This window comes from Planomonospora sp. ID91781 (genome assembly GCF_015711595.1).
In the GTDB taxonomy this organism is placed as follows: Bacteria; Actinomycetota; Actinomycetes; order Streptosporangiales; family Streptosporangiaceae; genus Planomonospora; species Planomonospora parontospora.
In genome coordinates this window covers 1359806-1379022 of sequence record NZ_JABTEY010000002.1, presented here as the reverse complement: position 1 = coordinate 1379022, position 19217 = coordinate 1359806, and the positions used below count along the sequence as shown (strand labels likewise).

The following is a 19217-nucleotide window of genomic DNA, read 5'->3' as shown; positions in this document are numbered from 1 at the left end:
CGAACAGAATCGGCGTCCATGAGAGCACACCCGCAGTCCCCGCAGTCCCCGCAGTCCGAGAAGTCCGGGGGTTCGCCAGAGTCCTCGCAGTCCCCGGAGTCCGGTAAGTCGCCACAGTCCCCGGAGTCCGGGGACGCGCCCGTCCGCTTCGACACCAAGATCGCCGTCCTGCTCCGCGACGACCTGGAGACGTGGCAGCGCCTGAACGTGACGGCCTTCCTGGTCAGCGGCATCGGCGCGGAGCGGCCGGAGGTGATCGGCGAGCCTTACGCGGACGCGGACGGCACCGGGTACCTGCCCATGTTCCGCCAGCCCGTGCTGGTCTTCGAGGGGGACAAGGAGGTGCTGAGGGAGGCGCACGCCCGCGCGGCCGGCCGGGGCGTCCCCCTGTCGGTGTTCACCTCCGGCCTGTTCGCGACCGGCAACGACCGGGACAACCGGGCCGCCGTGCGCGCGGTGCCCCGGGACGGGCTCGACCTGGTGGGCCTGGCCGTGTACGGGCCGAAGAACGCCGTGGACAAGATCCTCAAGGGCGCGCGCATGCACCCCTGAGGCGTCCCGGGGATTCACGGCCGGTCATCGCCGGTCATCGCGGGTCACTACCGGCCGCGGCCCGGCACGACCGGAGGGAGCGGGCCGGGGCCGCGCCGCCGGAGCGGCGGAGCGGCGGCGCGGTCAGAGGCGGTTGAGCCCGATGACGTGGACCACCGCCCGGCCCTCCTCGTCGGAGGCGGCCAGGTCGACCTGGGCGTCGATGCCCCAGTCGCCGTCGCCCGCCGGGTCGGCGATGACCTGGCGGACCTTCCAGAGCTCCTTCTCCTCCTCGATGCGGAGCAGGGCCGGGCCGCGGGCGTCCGGGCCGGTGCCGACCTCCTCGTGGTCGTCGTAGTAGGCGTCCAGGGCGGCGGGCCAGTCGACGTCCGGGGCGAGCTCGGCGAGCTCCTCCTCCTTCTCCAGCGCGACCAGCTCCACCAGGCGGAACATCGCGTTGCGGACCAGCACCCGGAAGGCGCGCGGGTTGCCGGTGACCGGGCGCGGCTTGACCTCGATCTCCTGCTCGGCCTCCAGGGCCTGGGCGGGGTTGGCCAGCTTCTCCCACTCGTCGATCAGGCTGGAGTCGACCTGGCGGACCAGCTCGCCGAGCCACTCGATGAGGTCGACCAGGTCCTCGGTCTTCAGGTGCTCGGGGATGGTCCGCGACAGCGTGCGGTAGGCGTCGGCGAGGTAGCGGAGCACGGCGCCCTCGGAGCGGGCCAGCTCGTAGTGGCCGACGTACTCGGTGAAGGTCATCGCCTGCTCGTACATGTCGCGCACGACGCTCTTGGGGCTGACCGTGTAGTCGGCCACCCACGGGTGGCCGCGCCGGTAGGTCTCGTAGGCGCCGAGCAGCAGGTCGGCCAGGGGCATCGGGTGGGTGAGCTCGGCCAGGAGCTCCATCCGCTCCTCGTACTCGATCCCGTCGGCCTTCATCTGCGCGACGGCCTCGCCCCGGGCCTTCTTCAGCTGGGCGGACAGGATCTGGCGCGGGTCGTCGAGGATGGACTCCACGATCGAGACCATGTCGAGGGCGTAGGTGGGGGCCTCGCGGTCGAGCAGTTCGAAGGCGGCCAGCGCGAAGGTCGACAGCGCCTGGTTGAGCGCGAAGTCCTCCTGCAGGTCGATGGTGAGGCGCGCCCGGCGGCCCTGCTCGTCGGGCTCGTCCAGCTGCTCCACCACGCCGCCCGCCAGCAGCGAGCGGTAGATCGCGATGGCCTGGCTGATGTGCCGCCGCTGCCACTTGCGGTCCTCGTGGTTGTCGGTGAGCAGGTGCCTCATCGCGGCGAAGCAGTCGCCGGGCCGGTTGATGACCGCCAGCAGCATGGCGTTGCTGACCTTGAAGCGGGAGCCGAGCGGCTCGGGCTCGGCCTCCTGGAGCTTGGCGAAGGTCTCCTCGCTCCAGCCGACGAAGCCCTCCGGCGGCTTCTTGCGGGCGTAGCCGCGCCGCCGCTTGGGGTCGTCGCCGATCTTGGCCAGGGCCTTCTCGTTCTCGATGACGTACTCGGGGGCCTGGCAGGCGACGTAGCCGATGGTGTCGTAGCCGGCCCGGCCCGCCCGCCCGGCGATCTGGTGGAACTCGCGGGCGCGCAGCCGCCGGACCTTGCTGCCGTCGTACTTGCTGAGCGCGGTGAACAGCACGGTGCGGATCGGCACGTTCACGCCGACGCCGAGGGTGTCGGTGCCGCAGATGACCTTCAGCAGGCCCGCCTGGGCCAGCCGCTCCACCAGGCGGCGGTACTTCGGCAGCATGCCGGCGTGGTGCACGCCGATGCCGTGCCGTACCAGCCGGGACAGGGCGCGGCCGAAGTTGGTGGTGAAGCGGAAGTTGCCGATCAGCGAGGCGATGGCCTCCTTCTCGGCCTTGGTGCACATGTTGATGCTCATCAGCGACTGCGCCCGCTCCATGGCGGAGGCCTGGGTGAAGTGCACCACGTAGACCGGGTACTGGTTGGTGGAGAGCATCTCCTCCAGCGTCTCGTGCAGCGGGGTCATCCGGTAGGAGTAGACCAGCGGGACCGGGCGCTCGGCGTGCTTGACCACCGAGGTGGGCCGGCCGGTGCGCCGGGTCAGGTCCTCCTCGAACATGCTCACGTCGCCGAGGGTCGCCGACATCAGGACGAACTGCACGTTCGGCAGCTCCAGCAGCGGCACCTGCCAGGCCCAGCCGCGGTCCGGCTCGGCGTAGAAGTGGAACTCGTCCATCACGACCTGGCCGATGTCGGCGGCCGCGCCGTCGCGCAGCGCGACGTTGGCGAGGATCTCCGCGGTGCAGCAGATGACGGGCGCGCCGGGGTTCACGCTCGCGTCGCCGGTCATCATGCCGACGTTCTCGGTGCCGAAGAGCTCGCACAGGTCGAAGAACTTCTCCGACACCAGCGCCTTGATCGGCGCGGTGTAGAAGGTGCGCACGTCGCGGGTAAGGGCGGTGAAGTGCGCCCCCGCCGCGACCAGGCTCTTGCCCGAGCCCGTCGGGGTGGCCAGGATCAGGTTGTTGCCCGACACCACCTCGATCAGGGCCTCCTCCTGGGCCGGATAGAGGGTGAGCCCCCGCTCGGTGTTCCACTCGACGAAGGCGTCGAAGATGGCGTCGGGGTCGGCGTCGATCTCTTCGGGCAGGCGATCTACAAGGCTCACCCTCCCATCCTGCCGAAGAACGGGCGGTGGTCGAACCACCGGGGCGGTAGAGATGGGGTCAATTCCCGCGGATCCGGCGAAATCCCGTCGAGCGGGTGAGCAGCAGCCCGCCCAGCAGCAGGCCGGAGCCGAGCACGGGCCAGGGCCCGGGGGCGAAGCCGGACACGGTCAGGACGAGCAGTCCCGCGCCGGCCAGCGCGAGCGCCGCGGCGATCCGGGCGGTCCCCCCGCGGTACGGCGCCGCCGCCGGAGGCTCCTCGAAGCGGGACAGTCCGCGCAGCAGCGGCCACAGGACCAGGCAGAGCGCGGCCAGCCAGTGCGGCCACCCGGACAGCCAGGCGGAGCCGCCCGGCTCCGGGGTGGGGACGCCCAGCCCCACCACGACCACCGCGGTGACGCAGAACAGCGCGCTCATGTGCCACAGGTAGACGGTCATCATGCGCGGACCGGCCCAGCCCAGCGCCCGCGCCACCACCGGCCACCGGGCGAAGGAGGCGATCTGCCGGCGCAGGGCGAGCGCCAGCCCGATCTGCCCGATCCCCACCGCCAGCAGCGCCACCGTGGGCGGCGCCATGTTGGAGACCGCGGCCCCCGGCAGGCCGATCATGCTGCCCGGGTAGGGGCCGAAGGCGACCAGGAGCGCGGCCAGGCCGTACCCCGCCGCGGCCATGCCCCACAGCCGGGTCCGGGGGAGGTCCAGGCGGCCCTCGGCGTACAGGAAGCCGAGCTGGTGCACCGCGAGCCAGACCAGGCCGATGTTCGCCCAGCCCGCCGCCTCCAGGCCGCAGGCGAACCGCAGCACGTCGACCGCCACGGCCCCCGCCGCCAGCGCCGCCGGCACGCGCAGGCCGTACGCCGCGCCGAGCCGGCGCATCAGCGGCGTCGCCGCCACCGCGACGAGGTAGACGGCCAGGAACCACAGCAGCTGCCCGGCCAGGCGCGAGGCCGTTACCACCGGTTGGGACGGCAGGCCCAGGGCGAGCAGCAGATGGGGCAGGGGCAGCCAGACCGCGGCCAGCGGCAGCACCGGCCAGGCCAGGCGGCGCAGCCGCGCCGCGAGCCAGGCGGGCGAGCCGCCGCCGCGCCGGAGCGCGGCGCGGTGGCTGATCGCGCCCGCCGCGCCCCCGGCGAAGAACACCAGGGGCATCACCTGGCTGATCCAGGTGATCACCCAGGCGTTCCCGGTGGCCAGGGCGTTTCCGGTGGTGATCCGGTCACCGGTGACGGAGAGCACCGGCATGCTCCAGTGCTGCAGCACCACCAGGGCCGTGCCGAACAGGCGCAGGACGTCGAGGAACAGGTCCCGGCCGGGGGGCGCGGACACCGGGGGGACGGGACGCGCAGGAGGGGGCGCGGAGCGGGTCAGGACGGCGGTCACGGGTCGCCTCGATTCGTCGGGGGGAGGTGCTCCGAGACTTCCGCGAACCCCCTCGGCGGCGCAGTGACGGCTGCCGCCCTCTTTCCCGCCCCCGGCCCCACCCTCCGGGGTAGGGATGGCCCTACCCCGGGACGCCTGCGCACCGGGTCGATCGCGCCGTCCGGGACTCGTAGCGTTTCCCCCATGAGATCCCTCCTGCGCCGCGTCGGCACCGACACCCGCTACCTGCTCACCGGCTTCCCCCTCTCCGTGATCGCCTTCTGCCTGGCGGTGGCCGGTTTCGCCGCCGGGCTCGGGACGGTCGTCGTCTGGCTCGGCGTGCCGATCCTGGCGGCCACGCTGATGCTCGCCCGGGGTTTCGCCGACATCGAGCGCCGCTCGCTGCCCCAGGTGCTCGGCCACCAGGTCGCCCGGCCGCGCTACCGCCGCGCACCGGAGAACGCCGGCTGGTTCCGGCGCGCGGTCAACCCGCTGACCAGCGGGCAGTCGTGGCTGGACCTGCTGCACGCGATCGTGAGCTTCCCGGTCGCCGTCGTGACGTTCTCGATCACGGTGACCTGGTGGGCCGGGACGGTCCTCGGGCTGACCGCCCCCATCTACGGGTGGATCACCGCGAGCATCCCGGACAACCACGGGCTGGCGGAACTGCTCGGCTTCGGCGACAGCGCCCTGGCGGAGGTAACCCTGAACACCGTGATCGGCATGCTGTTCGCGATCACGTTGCCGGTGGTGCTCCGGGGGGCGGCGCTGGTCCAGGCCGGGCTCGGCCGGGCCATGCTCACCGGGGTCGCGGAGCTGCAGGAGCGCATCGACGACCTGGCCGAGGGCCGGGCCGCGGCGGTCTCGGCCGAGGCCAACGCGCTGCGCAAGCTGGAGCGCGACATCCACGACGGGCCGCAGCAGCGCCTGGTCTCCCTGGCCATGGACCTGTCCCGGGCCCAGCGCCAGCTCAAGCGGGACCCCCAGGCGGTCGAGCGGATGCTGTCCGACGCCATCAGCTCCACCCGCGAGACCCTGGACGAACTGCGCGCACTCTCGCGCGGCATCGCCCCGCCGGTCCTGACCGACCGCGGCCTGGCCCCGGCGCTGGCCGCGCTCGCCGGGCGGTGCACGGTCCCGGTCGAGCTGGACATCCAGGTGGAGGGGCGCTTCGCCGCCGCGGTGGAGAACACGATCTACTTCGTGGTCGCCGAGTCCCTGACCAACATCGCCAAGCACAGCCACGCCACCGTCTGCACGGTCACCCTGAGCAAGACCGGTGGCGTCCTGATGCTGACGATCGGGGATGATGGGGTCGGCGGCGCGCACGTCGCCAAGGGACATGGCCTGTCCGGGCTCGCCGACCGCCTCAGGGCGGTGGACGGCGAGCTGGCGGTGGACTCACCGGTGGGCGGGCCGACGGTGATCGTGGCGGAGGTGCCGTGCGGGTAGTCGTGGCCGACGACGCGGTCCTGATCAGGGCGGGCCTGATCAGGCTGCTGGAGGAGTTCGGTTGCGAGGTGGTGGCGGCGGTGGGGGACGGCGGGAGCCTGGTGGAGGCCGTCGCCGAGCACCGGCCGGACGTCTCGGTGGTGGACGTGCGGATGCCGCCGAGCTTCACCGACGAGGGCCTGCGGGCCGCGGTCGAGGCGCGGCGGCGGGTGCCGGGGGCCCCGGTGCTGATCCTCTCGCAGTACGTCGAGGTCTCCTACGCCGACGACCTGCTCGCCGACGCGCGCGGCGCGGTGGGCTATCTGCTCAAGGACCGGGTCGTGGACGTCGACGACTTCATGGGGGGCCTGCGCTCGGTCGCGTCCGGCGGCACGGTCTTCGACCCGCAGGTGGTCGCCCAGCTGATGGTACGGCGCCGCCGCGACGACCCGCTGGCCTCCCTCACCCCGCGCGAGCGGGAGGTGCTCGGCCTGATGGCCGAGGGCAGGTCCAACCCGGCCATCGGCCGCCAGCTCGTGGTGAGCGACGGCGCGGTGGAGAAGCACGTCCGCAGCATCTTCGCCAAGCTCGGTCTGCACGTCGAGGACAGCGACCAGCACCGCCGGGTGCTCGCGGTGCTCGCCTACCTCCGCTCGTCGGGCCGGTGACGGGGGCCGGGCCCGGCGCGATCCGGGGGGCGGCGCCCGCCGGCGGCCGGGAGGCGGGGCACGCGGGCGGGCGGGCGGTGGCGCTCCCCGGCGGGCGGGGGGCGGTGCGGGCCCACGACCTGTCCGCCGGCGGCGGCGTGCTGGACCGCGTGCACGCGACCGCCCGGACGGCGGTGCGCCTGTACGGCCTGCCCGGCGCCGAGGTCACCCTGATCAACGTGTCGGAGAACGCCACCTTCCGGGTCGACGACCCGGAGACCGGGCTCCGGGCCGTGCTGCGGGTGCACCGGCTCGGCTACCACTCCACCGCGGCGATCCGCTCCGAGCTGGCCTGGCTGGAGGCGCTCCGCGAGGAGGCCGGGGTCAGGACGCCGGAGGTGCTCCGCGCCCCGGAGGGCTCCCGGGTGCTGACGGTCCCGGGGGAGCCGTCCCGCGAGTGCGTCCTGTTCGAGTTCCTGCCGGGGACCGAGCCCCCGCAGGACCGCCTGGTCGAGGGCTTCGAGCGGCTCGGCGCGACCACCGCGCGGATGCACCGGCACGCGCGCTCCTGGCGCCGCCCGGCCGCCTTCACCCGCTTCCACTGGGACCACGGCGCCGCGCTGGGACGGGAGTCCCGGTGGGGGCGCTGGCAGGACGGGCCCGGCATGGACCCCGAGGCGCTGGCCGTACTGGGGCGCCTGGCGGAGGAGCTGCGCGGGCGGCTGCGCCGCTTCGGCCGGGACTCCGGCCGCTACGGCCTGATCCACGCCGACCTGCGGCTGGCCAACCTGCTGGTGACCGGTGACGGGCCGCCCAGCGTCATCGACTTCGACGACTGCGGCTTCGGCTGGTACCTCTACGACCTGGCCGCGGCGCTCAGCTTCATCGAGCACCGCCCCGAGGTCCCGGCGATGATCGACGCCTGGCTGCGGGGCTACCGGACCGTCCTCGGCCTGCCCGCCGAGGACGAGGCCGAGATCTGGACGTTCGTCATGTTCCGCCGCCTGCTGCTGGTCGCCTGGATCGGCAGCCACGCCGGGGTGGAGACCGCCGCCGGGCTCGGCGCGGGCTACACCCGCGGCACCTGCGAGCTGGCCGAGCGCTATCTGGCGGGGGAGCTCACCCGGCCTGCCCGCTGAGGCCGCCGGCGTGCCCGGGGGACGCGCCGTCCGGGGCGCCGCCGGATTCCCCTGGCGACCCGCGGTCCGGGACGCCGCCGGAGTCTCCGGCGGCCCCGGTGGCGCCGCCGAGACCGGCCAGCTCGCGCCGGACGTCCTCGTCGTCCGGGGCCAGCTCCAGCGCCCTGGTCAGGTCGGCCGCGGCCTCCCGCTCGCGTCCCGCCGCGCGCAGCGCCAGCGCCCGGTTGAACAGCAGCGCCGGATCGGCACCCGGTTCCAGGGCGCGGGTGAAGTCGGCGACCGCGCCCTCCGGGTCCCCGGTCTCGAAGGCCAGCACCCCGCGGTTGGCCCAGGCCGCCGAGAGCCCGGGGGAGCGTTCCAGCGCGCGGTCGAACGCCGCCCGCGCCGGGGCGTGCCTCCCCTCGGCCATCTCCACCTGGCCCAGCGCGCACAGCAGGTAGGGGTTGTCCGGGTCCAGCGCGAGCCCCGCCTCGGCGTCCGCGCGCGCCCGGCCGTACTCGCCGAGCGCGACCAGCAGGCCCGCCCGGTTGGCCAGGGCGTCCACGAACTCCGGATCGAGTTCCAGGGCGTGGTCCAGGTCGGCGAGCGCTCCGGCGTGGTCGCCGGTGGAGAAGCGGATCTCGGCCCGGTTGTAGTAGGGCTCGGGGAAGGGCGGGCCCGCCCGCATGGCCGTCTCGTAGTCGGCGACCGCCGCGTCCAGCCGGCCGAGCCGGTGCAGCAGGTTGCCCCGGTCGATGTAGTAGTCGGGATAGCCCGGATCCGCGGCGATGACCGCGTCCAGGTCCTCCAGCGCCGCCTCCGGGCGGCCCAGCATGACGGTGAGCTGCGCCCGGTTGGCCAGCAGCACCAGCCGGTGGATCGGGTGCTCGTCCGGCCCCAGCTCCCGGTCGGCCAGGTCCACGGCCTGCTGGACCAGCTCCAGCGCCCTGGCGGGGCGGCCGAGCCGTACCTCGACCAGGGCCCGGCCGTTGAGGTCGAAACCCAGCTTGAACGCCCGCTCACGCGGGTCCGGCAGCAGCGTCGAGATGGCGATCGCCTGGTTCACCCAGGCCAGTGCCGCCTCCGGGTCGCGCCGGGCGGGGTCGTGGTGGCGGACCTTCAGCATGCCGGTGGAGTAGGCGGCCGCCGCGTGCGTGACGGGGGAGACGCTCTCCCTCCTGGCCAGGTCGAACAGGGCCGCGGCCTCGTCCTCGCGGCGCAGCGAGCCGAGCGCGGTCGCGGTGCTGTGCAGGAACCGCCACCAGGTCTCCGGGTCGCTCTCCGGATCGGTCAGCGCCAGACCGCGCGGGCCCAGCTCCGCGACGGCGTCGTGGCATCCGGCGTCCAGGCACCACTGCACCGCGAAGCGCAGCGCCTCCACGGCCAGGCGGGGGTCGGTGCCGCGCTCGCGGTGGTAGGGGACCGCGCCGAGGCGCGCGCCGACGGAGCCCTGCCGTTCCAGCTCGTCGGCGCGCTTGTCGTGCTCCTCGGGTTCGAGTTCGGGCGGTGCCGCGGCCTGCTCCCGGAGCTCCACGGTGAGCAGCTCCGGCGGGACGCGGCGGCGCAGCACCGCCAGCAGTTCCAGGTCGGTGGGGTCGGCCTCGGCGGTGCCGGTGACGACGAGCCTGCGGGGCCCGGGCCGCTCCCGCAGCCCGTCCGGACGGGCCTCCAGATGAGCGCGGAGGAACTCGGCGACGCCGTTGGCGATGCGCAGGGTCCGGCGCGGCGCGTGGACCAGGATCCGCTCCGCCCGGGGCAGGGCGTCCGCCCTGGACCGGCGCCGGGCGGGGATGCGGTCGTGCAGGTCGGGGGCGACGGCGCGCAGTTCGATGTCATAGCGGGCGACGAGCTCCGGCCGGGCCTCCGGCAGCAGGGCGGCGACGATCGCGCCCGCGGCGGTGTACGGCCCGCGCAGGCGCCGGTCGGCGTCCACGGGGGGCAGGAGCGAAGGAGGAAGGGGCGCTTCTTCCGAGGCTTCTCCCGGGGCGAGGGGTCCCCGACTCACCGATCTCCTCATTCTCCTCGGCGGACCGGCGCCCATCTCTGGACGCCGGCTCTGCGGTTCCGGTTCAGCCGACGTGCTTGGGGCTGGCGGCCCCGCTGAGCGCGACCGTACCGGGCTTGTGAACGATGACCTTTTTCATCACGTGCCTTCCTCGCCAATAAGAACAAATCGCAAGTATTCGCACCATTAACCCTCACTGACAAGATCTATTATGAGAATGGCCGGATGCGGACATTCGCTGGGCGCATAACGCCATAACTCCTCATGGCGCGGGCTGCTGCTGGGTGATGCAGTGGATGCCGCCGCCCAGGGCGAAGATGTCCCGGGCGTCCACCGATTCGATCGACCGCCCCGGGAAGAGCCGGGCGAAGAGCTCGGCGGTCGGGGCGTCCCGGGGGTCGCCGAACGAGCAGAGCAGGGCCAGCCCGTTGGCCAGGTAGTGGTTGACGTAGGAGTAGTCGACGAGCTGTCCGCCGGCCTCCTGCGTCTCCGGCGCGAGCAGCTCGACCACCTCCAGGGCGCGCCCCCTGGCGTCGGCCGAGGCCCGCAGGATCGCGAGGTTCTCCCGGGTGACCTCGTGGTCGGGGTGGGACGGGTCGGGCTGGACGTGGCAGAGCACCAGGCCGGGCCGGGCGAAGGAGGCCAGCAGGTCCACGTGCCCGCCGGTGCCGTACGGGCCGTAGTCGGCGGTCAGGCCGCGGGGCAGCCAGATCACCTTCTCCACCCCCAGCCGGGCGCGGAGCTCGCCCTCCACCTCCTGCCTGGTCCAGCCGGGGTTGCGCGCCTCGCCGAGCTGCACGGTCTCGGTGACGATCACCGTCCCCTCGCCGTCGACGTGGATGCCGCCGCCTTCGTTGACGAGCTCGGAGCGCAGGCGCCGCGCCCCGGCCCGCTCCAGGACCGCCCGGGCGACCAGGTCGTCCTTGGCGTGGGCGTTCCACCCCCAGCCGTTGAAGGTCCAGTCCACCCCGGCCAGGCCGCCCCGCCCGTCGATCAGGAAGGTGGGGCCGTTGTCGCGCATCCAGCAGTCGTCGAGCGGCTGCTCCATCACCTCGACGCGGGGGTCCAGCCACCGGGCGGCGGATCCGCGCTCGCTCGGGTCGACGACCATGGTGACCGGCTCGTGGCGCACGACCGCGTTGGCCACGCTCGACCAGGCCCGGTAGGACGCCTCCGGATCCGCCAGGGCGTAGCCGGAGACCGGCCAGGACATCCAGGTACGGGTGTGCGGGTGCCACTCCGGTGGCATGGAGAACATGGGCCGGCTCCTGGGGGATCGGCCGCCCCCGAGGGACGGGGGCGGGGAGGGCGGGGGACGGGGTCAGAGGAAGTACAGGCGGCTGAGGGAGACCGTGTCGGCGGGGGAGGACCGGACCTCCTCGCCGTCGAGGGTGACCCGGCCCAGCGGGTCCACCCGGACCGTGCCGAGCCGGGAGTTGCGGACCAGGTCCGCCGGGCCGATGCCCCGGGTGCCGCGCACGCCCACGCGGCGGCGGCGGGTGGTCATCCGGTCCCCGCCCGCTCCGGCGGCGGCCCCGCTGACGAAGGCCACCGACAGGTCCGCGGCGGTGGCCCCGTGCGCGCCGAACTGCGGGCCCAGCACCAGCGGTTCGCAGGCGTCGGTGGAGGCGTTCGGGTCGCCGGTCACGCCGTAGGCGGGGAAGCCCGCCTTCAGCACGAGCTGCGGCTTGGCGCCGAAGTGGTCGGGCCGCCACAGCACGATGTCGGCCAGCTTGCCCGGCTCCAGGGATCCGACCTCGTGGGCCAGCCCGTGCGCGATCGCCGGGTTGACCGTCAGCTTGGCCAGGTAGCGCAGGACCCGCTCGTTGTCGTTGCGCCCGTCCGTGTCCAGCCCCGTGTCCAGCCCCGCCCCCGGCTCGCCCTTCATCTTCCCGGCCATGGCGAACGTCCGGCGGACCGTCTCGCCCGCGCGTCCCATGCCCTGGGCGTCGGAGGAGGTGATGCCGATGACGCCGAGGTCGTGCAGCACGTCCTCGGCGCCCATGGTGCCCGCCCGGATCCGGTCCCGGGCCAGGGCGGCGTCGCCGGGCAGCTCCGGCTTGAGGCCGTGCACCGAGACGATCATCCCGTGGTGCTCGGCGACCGCGTCCCGGCCGAAGGGCAGCGTCGGGTTGGTGGAGGAGCCGATGACGTTGGCCACCCCGGCCAGCCGGAGCACGTCCGGCACGTGGCCGCCGCCGCAGCCCTCGATGTGGAAGGCGTGGATCGTCCGGCCGTCGAGCACGGCGAGCGTGTCCTCGACCGACAGGCACTCGTTGAGGCCGTCGGTGTGCAGCGCCACCTGCACGTCGTACTCCTCGGCCACCCGCAGCGCGGTGTCCAGCGCCCGGGTGTGCGCCCCCATGTCCTCGTGCACCTTGAAACCGCTCGCGCCGCCCTCGGCCAGCGCCTCCACCAGCGGCGCCGGATGCGAGGAGGACCCGCGGGCCAGGAAGCCGATGTTCACCGGCCAGGCGTCGAAGGCGTTGAACGCGTGCCGCAGCGCCCACGGCGAGTTGACCCCGACGCCCCAGACCGGCCCGAACTCCTGCCCGATGATCGTGGTCACGCCGGAGGCGAGCGAGGCCTCCATGATGCGCGGGCTGAGCAGGTGCACGTGCGTGTCGATCGCGCCCGCCGTGGCGATCAGCCCCTCGCCGGACACGATCGTGGTCCCGGTGCCGACCACCACGTCCACGCCGTCCAGCGTGTCGGGGTTCCCGGCCCGGCCGACGGCGTGGATGCGGCCCTCGCGGACGCCGATCGACGCGGTCCGCACCCCGAGGAAGGGGTCCAGGACCAGCACGTTGGAGATCACCAGGTCGCAGGTCTCCCGGACCGAGGCGGCCTTCAGGTGCAGGCCGTCCCGGGCGGTCTTGCCGAAACCGGCGAGGAACTCCTCCCCGGGCAGCTGCGAGTCGTGCTCGACCTCGACCACCAGGCCCGTGTCGCCGAGCCGGACCCGGTCGCCCCTGCGCGGGCCGTACACGCCCACATGGCCCGCGCCGCCTCCGCCGCCCGCGCCGCCGATCCGCTCGCTCATTCACCGCTCCCCAGGTAACCGCAGGCCCGCGCCTTGTCCATGGCCCGTTCGAACGCCCCGGGCGCGTCCAGCGGGCCGTCCACCAGCCCGGCGAACCCGATCGCGACGCGGGCGCCGCCGATGGGGACCAGCCGCACGGTACGGCTCTCGCCCGGGCCGAAGCGGACCGCCGAGCCGGCGGGGACGGCCAGCCTGCGCCCGTAGGCGGCGCCCCGGTCGAACCGGAGCCGCGGGTTGACCTCGAAGAAGTGGAAGTGCGAGGTGACGCTGATCGGCACCGCCGCCGTGTTGAGGACGTCCACCTCCACCCCGTCCGGACCCGCAGAGCCCGCCGGACCCGCAGAGCCCGCCGGGTCCGCGTCCTGCCGGGCCGCGCCGACCACCGCGCCGGGCGCGTCGGGGCCCAGGGAGCCGCCTCCGATCGGGTCGCCCACCACGGCCAGGCGGGTGCCGTCGTCGAAGACCGCCTCGACCATCACCTCGGTGACGATGTCGGCCACGCCGGGCAGCACGTCGTCCGGGCCGAGCACCGCCCGGCCCGCCTCGACCGCCTCGGCCAGCCGGGCCCCGTCCCGGGCGGCCTCGCAGACCGCGTCCGCGATCAGCGCGGTGGCCTCCGGCACGTTCAGCCGGAGCCCCCGCGCCCTTCTGGCCCGGGCCAGCTCGGCGGCGGTGAACAGCAGCAGCCGGTCACGCTCGGTCGGTGTCAGCCGCACGGCGCACCCTTTCTGGAACGTTGTTCAAACTTAGATCAGGATTCTAAACCGGTACGGTGGTGCTCATGACTGCGAAGCCCGGAGCCGCCGCGGCGTCCCTCACCCGGCCGGAGCGTCCCGACGTGCGGGCGCACGTGCTGCGGGCCGCGCTGCTGGCGATCGACGAGGTGGGGCCCGAGCGGGTACGGGTGCGCGACATCGCCGAGCGCGCGGGCATGAGCAGCGGCCACGTCATGTACTACTTCGGCAGGCGCGACCGGATCCTGGTCTCGACGCTCCTGCTCAGCGAGGACGAGCTGGCCGAGCGCCGCACCGCCGAGCTCGCGGCCGTCGCCGACCCGCGCCGGGCGCTGGTCCGCCTGGTGGAGCTGTACCTCCCCACGGGCCCCGGAGACGTGCGGTGGCGGCTGTGGGCGCAGGTCGTCGCCCGGCCGCCGCGGGACGAGGAGACCCTGACCCGGATCGCCTCCTTCATTGGGTCCTGGGCCGGCGAACTGGCCGGGATCGTGGCCCGGGGCATCGGGCGGGGGGTGTTCCGGCCGGTGGACGACACCGGGGAGCACGCCCTGCGGACGTGCCGCGTCATGGACGGCCTCGCGTACGACGTCCTCCTCGGCCTGCCGGGCCGGGACGCGGCCTGGGCGCGCGAGCAGGCCGTGCGGGCGGCCCTGCGGGAGCTCGAGCCGTGAGGACGGCGGAGGCCGCGGGAGTCACGTCCTCGCCCGGGACGGGGGACCCGGGCGCGAGCCGCTCGCCCGCACCACCCGGTCGCGCCCGGCCTCCTTGGCGGCGTACAGGGCCAGGTCGGCGCGGTGCAGCAGGTCGGATGGGCGTTCCCGGCCGTCCCAGAGCGCGAGCCCGGCCGAGAAGGTCTGCTCCTGCGGGGTGGCCGCGCGCATGGCGGCGAGCAGCGCCTCCGCGTCCGCCGGCTCCCGGCCCGGCATGACGAGCACGAACTCCTCCCCGCCGTAGCGGGCCAGCATGTCCCGCCCGCCCAGCACGAGGCTCCAGGCCGTGGCGGCGCCGGTGAGCAGCAGGTCCCCGGCCTGGTGCCCGTGGGTGTCGTTGAACAGCTTGAACCGGTCGAGGTCGACCATCGCCAGGCACAGCGGCGTGCCGTCCCGCTCGGCGCGCGCGTACTCCCGGGCCAGCTGGGCGTCGAGGGTGCGCCGGTTGGGCAGCCCGGTCAGCGTGTCGGTGCGCGCGACCTCGTCGAGCATCCGGGCCTGGTCCTGCAGGCGGTGCAGCAGGTCCGACATCCGGGCCACCACCAGCACGAAGAGCACCGCGGAGGTGATGGTCACGGGCCAGGCGCTCAGCTCGAACCCGGAGACGAGCTGCGCGGCCATGGTGCCGGGGGCCAGCAGGACGACGGCCATCAGCGTGAGCAGCCGGCGCGTGGTGAAGGACGGCACCCCGTCCGAGGAGGTGCTCAGCAGGTCCTGCGCGGAGGGGTGCAGCGCCGCGGCTCCCCACAGCACGTACGACATCAGGAACGGGGCGTCCCCGAGGGGCAGGCCGAAGACCTCCGCCCCCTCGGTGGAGATGAAGATCACGTCCCCGGTGAGGAGGGAGACCATCGCCAGGGTGAGCAGCCGGAAGGACGGCGTCCGCGCGCCCGAGACGGACAGCAGGCGGACGAGCCCGGCGAGCAGCACCACGTCGGCGAGCGGATAGGCCAGGGCGACCAGCTGGTCGAAGGTGGACTCGTGGCCGCCGATGTTCGGGTCGATCAGGAGCACCCAGTACGGCAGCAGGAGGCCGGCGGTGACGATGGCGCTGTCCAGCAGGGCCCCCCGGTCTCCGGGGGTCCGCCGGTGCCGGGCGAGCAGCAGCAGGGCGGCCGTGACGAAGGGGTACTGCAGCAGGTAGGCGATGTCGGCGGGCGAGGGAAAGGGGTCCACCCCGGCGATGTGGTCGTAGTAGAGCCACATGAGGTCGCCGGTCGCGGTGCCGACCAGGCCCAGGCCCATCAGCGCCCAGGCCAGGCCGACGGTGCCGCGCAGGCGGGCGGCCACCAGGAACGACGCCGCCGCCCCGGACAGCCCGACGGAGGCGTAGAACGCGTCGCGGAAGGGCCCGTACGGGAGCAGCACGTACACCCCCAGGGCGACGAGGCCGCCGAGGAGGAAGACCCGCCAAGGCCGGGAACCGTCCACGCCGCACTATCGGCAGACCGGGCGCGGGGCTGAGGCAACGCGGGAGCCGCGTCGCCGGAGAGACGGGGATCACACCGGAGCCGCCGGACCACCGGGCGGGGAGGGCCGACCGGGCCGGGGAATCTGCGGCGGCCGCGCGGACCGCCCGGGAGTGCGGACCGTCCGGGAGCGTGGAGCACCCGCGAGCGCGGACCGACCTGGGAGCGCGAAAACCGAAAAAGGCGGGCCCCGGCCGATTAGGCCGGGACCCGCCGCGCTGGTGGACGATACAGGGATTGAACCTGTGACCTCTTCCGTGTCAGGGAAGCGCTCTCCCGCTGAGCTAATCGTCCGGGCGTGAAGACCAGAGGTGGAGACGGGATTTGAACCCGTGTACACGGCTTTGCAGGCCGTTGCCTCGCCTCTCGGCCACTCCACCGAGTGAGACCCGAGGGCCTCTCCGAGCGGAAGACGGGATTCGAACCCGCGACCCTCACCTTGGCAAGGTGATGCTCTACCACTGAGCCACTTCCGCGTGTTTCCCGGGCGAGCCGGTCTCACGCAGAGAACTCTAGCGAATAGGCGGCGACTCCCCAAACCGGGATTCCGCCCCCGCGTCGTCCGGAGGGTGAATGTAAGGGCCTAGCATGGGGGTCACCGGTTACATCGAATGCGAGAGAGTGACACCATGCGCGACAACGTGGTCGTGGACATCGGGCCCGAGCCGCTGACCTTCGCCGAGGTGGTGGCCGTCGCCAGACGCGGCGCCGCCGTACGGCTCACCGACGACGCCGTGGCCGCGATGGCCGCGGCCCGCACGCGCGTCGACGAGCTCGCCGAGAGCCCCACCCCGGCCTACGGGGTGTCGACCGGCTTCGGGGCGCTCGCCACCCGGCACATCGACCCCTCGCTCCGCGCGCAGCTCCAGCGCTCGCTGGTCCGCTCGCACGCCGCCGGGTCCGGCCCGGAGGTGGAGGCCGAGGTGACCCGCGCGCTGATGCTGCTGCGCCTGCACACCCTGGCCACCGGGCACACCGGGGTGCGGCCGCAGACCGCCAGGGTGCTGGCCGGCCTGCTCAACGCGCACATCACCCCGGTCGTGCACGAGTACGGCAGCCTGGGCTGCTCCGGAGACCTCGCCCCGCTCTCCCACGTGGCTCTGACGATCATGGGGGAGGGCGTCGTCCGCGACGCGGCCGGGAACCTCACCGGCGCGGCCGAGGCGCTCAAGCAGGCGGGCGTCGAGCCGGTCGAGCTGGCCGCCAAGGAGGGCCTCGCGCTCATCAACGGCACCGACGGCATGCTGGGCATGCTGATCCTGGCCATGGACGACCTGGCGAGGCTGTTCAAGACCGCCGACGTCGGCGCGGCCATGAGCGTGGAGGCGCTGCTCGGCACCGACCGGGTCTTCGCCGCCGACCTGCAGGCCCTGCGCCCGCACCCCGGCCAGGCCGCCAGCGCCGCCAACCTCCGGGCGCTGCTTGCGGACTCGGGCATCATGGCCAGCCACCGGGACGGCACCTGCACCCGCGTCCAGGACGCCTACTCGCTGCGCTGCGCCCCGCAGGTCGCCGGAGCCGCCCGCGACACCCTCGCGCACGCCGCCTCGGTCGCGATGCGCGAGCTCGCCTCCGCGATCGACAACCCGGTGGTCCTGGCCGACGGCCGGGTGGAGTCCAACGGCAACTTCCACGGCGCCCCCGTCGGCTACGTGCTGGACTTCCTGGCCATCGCGGTCGCCGATCTGGCGAGCATCTCCGAGCGGCGCACCGACCGCATGCTCGACGTCGCCCGCAGCCACGGCCTGCCGGCCTTCCTGGCCGACGACCCCGGCGTGGACTCCGGCCACATGATCGCCCAGTACACCCAGGCCGCGATCGTCTCCGAGCTCAAGCGCCTGGCGGTCCCCGCCAGCGTGGACTCCATCCCGAGCTCCGCCATGCAGGAGGACCACGTCTCCATGGGCTGGTCGGCCGCCCGCAAGCTGCGCCGCGCGGTGGACGGGCTGACCAGGGTGCTCGCGGTGGAGATCCTCACCGCGGCCCGCGCGATCGACCTTCGGGCGCCGCACCGGCCCGCGCCCGCGACCGGGGCCGTGGTGGCCACCCTGCGCGAGACGGTCGCCGGCCCCGGCCCGGACCGCTTCCTCGCGCCGGAGATCGAGGCGGTGGTCCGGCTGGTCGCGGACGGCGCGGTCGTCGCCGCCGCGGAGACGGTCACCGGGCCTCTGGCCTGACCGCGAGGACGTAGACGACCTCCTCCCGGAAGAGCTCGGCTCTCGGCCTGGCCGACCATGGTGTCTTCACCGCGATCTGTCGGCTCGGTCCGGGAGGCGCTCGTCTGCACTCACCGGACGCGGGGCGCGCCCGGCACCCCGGGCGGTCAGGAGACCGCCGGCACGACCGCCGTCACCTCCACTTCGATCAGCAGCCCCGGCCGGAACAGCCGTGACACCTCCACGGTCGTGCTGGCCGGAGGCGCGCCGGTGATGTACCGCCGCCGGACGGCCGCGTATTCCGGCAGCAGCGACATGTCGGTGACGAAGGTCCGGATGTGGGTGACGTCGTCGAACGTGCACCCCTGGTCGGCGAGGACGCGCGCCAGGTACTCCATCACGAGCTCCGCCTGGCGGGTCATGTCGCCCTCGCCGACCACCTTCCCGTCGTGGTCCAGCGCCACCTGCCCGGAGACGAACAGCAGGTTCCCCGACCTGGCGGCGTGGGAGTAGAGCCCGTTGGTCGCCGGGACCGACGCCGGATCGATCTTCCGGACCCCGGTCCGGCGGCCCGCCGCGACGTGCCCGAACACGGCCGTCAGGTCCGCGTCGCCCAGTCCGGCGGAGACGGCGCCGCCCAGCCGGTCCGCGGCCGCCGCCGCGAGCGTCTGGAGCGGGTGCGCGGCCAGAGCCAGGTCCTTGGCCGCCAGGTCCAGTCCGTACCGGCGCTCGCCGGGGCGGCCCTGGACCGCCGGCCGGACCCGCTCGGCCAGCGCGCCGAGCGGGGTGCCGCCCAGCACGTCCAGCAACGTCCCGGCCTGCACGCCGATCGCCTCGCCGTACGCGACGGTCTCGGCGAGCAGCACCTGCGCGGGCACCAGTGCGCTCATCACGGCGAGCTTCAGCGCCGCCCCCGCCCCGGGGCCGCCCGCCTCCCGCACGGTGCCGAACACGCCGAGCACCTCCCGGCAGCGCGCCAGGTCCTCGGACCGGCCGCCCGCCAGGACCGTCAGCGTGCCGTCCCGCGCGGGCCCCACGCCGCCCAGCACCGGCGCGTCCACCAGTCCCACCTGCGCAGGCAGCCGGTCACGGAGTTCGGCCACCGCGGCGGGCCCGATCGTGGACATCTCCACCACCACGGCTCCCGCCCGCAGCCCGGGCGCCGCGTCGGCGAGCACCCGCATCACCGCAGCCGGGTCGCGCAGCACCGTCACGACGAGATCCGACCCCGCCACGGCCTCGGCGGGCGAGGCGGCGACGGCGGCCCCCTCGACCGTGCGGGGGGTGCGGTTCCACACCGTCACCTCGTGCCCGGCCTCCACGAGCCGCCGGGCCATCGGGGCGCCCATGCGCCCCAGTCCGAGAAAAGCGATCAT

The 19217-nt window shown here is 74.2% G+C and carries 13 protein-coding genes, 3 tRNA genes and 1 pseudogene; 6 read left to right on the top strand and 11 right to left on the bottom strand.

Annotation, left to right across the window (positions count from 1 at the left end):
- Positions 1 to 18: 18 nt before the first annotated feature.
- Positions 19 to 552: a DUF2000 domain-containing protein gene (locus HS048_RS25480; RefSeq protein ID WP_196468880.1), complete on the top strand. Its 534-nt coding sequence runs from the start codon at positions 19 to 21 to the stop codon at positions 550 to 552.
- A gap of 123 nt (positions 553 to 675) precedes the next feature.
- Here the strand turns inward: HS048_RS25480 and HS048_RS25475 are convergent, their stop codons facing one another.
- A complete protein-coding gene (locus tag HS048_RS25475; protein WP_068895452.1) occupies positions 676 to 3171 on the bottom strand; it encodes an RNA helicase in 2496 nt (831 codons plus the stop codon).
- A gap of 58 nt (positions 3172 to 3229) precedes the next feature.
- Positions 3230 to 4495: an acyltransferase gene (locus HS048_RS25470; protein WP_231647217.1), complete on the bottom strand. Its 1266-nt coding sequence runs from the start codon at positions 4493 to 4495 to the stop codon at positions 3230 to 3232.
- A gap of 237 nt (positions 4496 to 4732) precedes the next feature.
- On the opposite strand from HS048_RS25470, the gene HS048_RS25465 reads away from it, so the two are divergent.
- The 3 genes from HS048_RS25465 to HS048_RS25455 are packed head-to-tail and all read left to right on the top strand — an operon-like array spanning position 4733 to position 7745.
- Complete coding sequence (locus HS048_RS25465) at positions 4733 to 5980, top strand: sensor histidine kinase (protein ID WP_068895451.1); 1248 nt, start codon at positions 4733 to 4735, stop codon at positions 5978 to 5980.
- On the top strand, positions 5971 to 6627 hold the full coding sequence (locus HS048_RS25460; protein WP_196468879.1) for a response regulator transcription factor: 657 nt from the start codon (positions 5971 to 5973) through the stop codon (positions 6625 to 6627). The genes HS048_RS25465 and HS048_RS25460 overlap by 10 nt, the downstream gene beginning before the upstream one ends.
- Positions 6624 to 7745: a phosphotransferase gene (locus tag HS048_RS25455; protein ID WP_307832629.1), complete on the top strand. Its 1122-nt coding sequence runs from the start codon at positions 6624 to 6626 to the stop codon at positions 7743 to 7745. The genes HS048_RS25460 and HS048_RS25455 overlap by 4 nt, the downstream gene beginning before the upstream one ends.
- Here HS048_RS25455 and HS048_RS25450 read toward each other — a convergent pair.
- The 4 genes and pseudogenes from HS048_RS25450 to ureA form a co-directional block, all read right to left on the bottom strand.
- On the bottom strand, positions 7726 to 9657 hold the full coding sequence (locus tag HS048_RS25450; protein ID WP_307832628.1) for a tetratricopeptide repeat protein: 1932 nt from the start codon (positions 9655 to 9657) through the stop codon (positions 7726 to 7728). The genes HS048_RS25455 and HS048_RS25450 overlap by 20 nt on opposite strands.
- 334 nt (positions 9658 to 9991) lie before the next feature.
- Complete coding sequence (locus HS048_RS25445; RefSeq protein ID WP_196468877.1) at positions 9992 to 10987, bottom strand: agmatine/peptidylarginine deiminase; 996 nt, start codon at positions 10985 to 10987, stop codon at positions 9992 to 9994.
- 63 nt (positions 10988 to 11050) lie between these two features.
- The gene (locus tag HS048_RS25440; protein ID WP_230881877.1) at positions 11051 to 12772 is read right to left on the bottom strand and encodes an urease subunit alpha; all 1722 of its coding nucleotides are present in this window, start codon (positions 12770 to 12772) and stop codon (positions 11051 to 11053) included.
- Between the two features lie 65 nt (positions 12773 to 12837).
- Positions 12838 to 13488: pseudogene (gene ureA, locus HS048_RS25435) on the bottom strand (urease subunit gamma); the annotation flags it as partial.
- 65 nt (positions 13489 to 13553) lie between these two features.
- Here ureA and HS048_RS25430 point away from each other — a divergent pair.
- Positions 13554 to 14177, top strand: a complete 624-nt coding sequence (locus HS048_RS25430; protein ID WP_196468875.1) for a TetR/AcrR family transcriptional regulator — start codon at positions 13554 to 13556, stop codon at positions 14175 to 14177.
- Between the two features lie 21 nt (positions 14178 to 14198).
- Here HS048_RS25430 and HS048_RS38965 read toward each other — a convergent pair whose 3' ends face one another.
- The 4 genes from HS048_RS38965 to HS048_RS25410 form a co-directional block, all read right to left on the bottom strand.
- Complete coding sequence (locus HS048_RS38965; RefSeq protein ID WP_084008091.1) at positions 14199 to 15647, bottom strand: diguanylate cyclase; 1449 nt, start codon at positions 15645 to 15647, stop codon at positions 14199 to 14201.
- A 257-nt stretch (positions 15648 to 15904) separates the two neighbouring features.
- Positions 15905 to 15979: transfer RNA gene (locus HS048_RS25420), tRNA-Val, on the bottom strand.
- Between the two features lie 15 nt (positions 15980 to 15994).
- A tRNA-Cys gene (locus tag HS048_RS25415) sits at positions 15995 to 16065 on the bottom strand.
- Positions 16066 to 16089: 24 nt separating this feature from the next.
- Positions 16090 to 16161 (bottom strand) — tRNA-Gly (locus HS048_RS25410).
- 153 nt (positions 16162 to 16314) lie between these two features.
- On the opposite strand from HS048_RS25410, the gene hutH reads away from it, so the two are divergent.
- Complete coding sequence (gene hutH / locus HS048_RS25405) at positions 16315 to 17862, top strand: histidine ammonia-lyase (protein WP_196468874.1); 1548 nt, start codon at positions 16315 to 16317, stop codon at positions 17860 to 17862.
- 146 nt (positions 17863 to 18008) lie between these two features.
- Here hutH and HS048_RS25400 read toward each other — a convergent pair whose 3' ends face one another.
- Entirely contained in the window at positions 18009 to 19217 is a 1209-nt protein-coding gene (locus HS048_RS25400; RefSeq protein WP_196468873.1) for an NAD(P)-binding domain-containing protein, read from the bottom strand.